Consider the following 1,367-nt stretch of genomic DNA (forward strand, 5'->3'; position numbering starts at 1 on the left):
TGAACTTATTTCTACAATCGCTATCGAAGAAGGAACTCGTTTCTCTATTCGTGAAGGCGGACGTACTGTTGGTTCAGGCGTTGTTTCTACAATCACTGAGTAATAGTATGATTTTAAACGAGACCCCTGTGGGTCTCGTTTTTTGTTTGCTTATCTTTTTCTTGTATAATAGGATCTATCATATTCGAGGGGTTAATATTTATGATTCCTGAAAAGAAATCAATCGCAATCATGAAAGAACTAAGCATTGGAAATACAAAGCAAATGCTGATGATTAATGGAGTTGACGTGAAAAATCCATTGCTCCTTTTTTTACATGGCGGGCCGGGAACGCCGCAAATCGGATATGTTAGACATTATCAAAAAGAGCTGGAACAGTATTTTACAGTAGTTCATTGGGATCAGAGAGGATCGGGGCTTTCTTATTCTAAGCGAATTTCGCATCACTCTATGACAATAAATCACTTCATTAAAGATACAATCCAAGTCACTCAATGGCTTTTAGCTCATTTTTCAAAATCAAAACTTTACCTAGCCGGTCATTCTTGGGGGTCAATACTGGCGCTTCATGTTTTGCAGCAGTGTCCTGATTTATTTTACGCGTATTATGGAATCAGCCAGGTTGTTAACCCTCACGATGAAGAATCAACTGCTTATCAACATATTCGTGAAATTTCTGAATCAAAAAAAGCAAGCATATTATCTTTCCTCACACGTTTCATTGGTGCTCCGCCTTGGAAGCAGGATATCCAGCACCTTATCTATCGGTTTTGTGTCGAGCTAAGCAGGGGAGGCTTCACTCGCCGTCATCGTCAATCTCTAGCTGTAATATTTCAAATGCTTACTGGCAATGAGTATGGAGTGCGGAACATGCACAGCTTCCTCAATGGATTGCACTTCAGTAAAAAACATTTAACTGATGAATTGTACCGGTTTAATGCTTTTACATCAGTTCCTTCTATTAAAGTACCGTGTGTTTTCATTTCAGGGAAACATGACTTAATTGTTCCTGCTGAAATATCGAAACAGTATTTTCAAGAGCTTGAGGCACCCGAAAAGCGCTGGTTTCAATTTGAGAACTCAGCTCACACCCCGCATATTGAGGAGCCGTCATTATTCGCGAACACATTAAGTCGACATGCACGACACCATTTATGATAGATCCTTGATAAATAAGAAAAACCCCTGTATAATAAAAAAAGTGTGCAAACCATGCATATTTTAAATAAGTCTTGCAACATGCGCCTATTTTCTGTATAATGGTGTATGTTGGTCTTTGACTGCGATGAAGTGAGAGGTTGCTGACACACCCGGCCGCTTTGCCATGGCAAGGTGTTCAGGTTTTTCTCACGGAGAACTGTCTAACG

General features: G+C 39.9%; 2 protein-coding genes. Both read left to right on the plus strand.

Going from position 1 to position 1,367, the window contains the following annotated elements; translation table 11 throughout:
- On the plus strand, nucleotides 1-103 hold a 103-nt coding region (locus RAC86_RS38685; protein WP_377886952.1), incomplete at its 5' end, for an EF-Tu C-terminal domain-related protein.
- A 98-nt stretch (nucleotides 104-201) separates the two neighbouring features.
- A complete protein-coding gene (locus RAC86_RS38690) occupies nucleotides 202-1,158 on the plus strand; it encodes an alpha/beta fold hydrolase (protein ID WP_377886954.1) in 957 nt (318 codons plus the stop codon).
- Nucleotides 1,159-1,367 lie beyond the last annotated feature (209 nt).

This window comes from Bacillus sp. LR_5, from assembly GCF_042709275.1.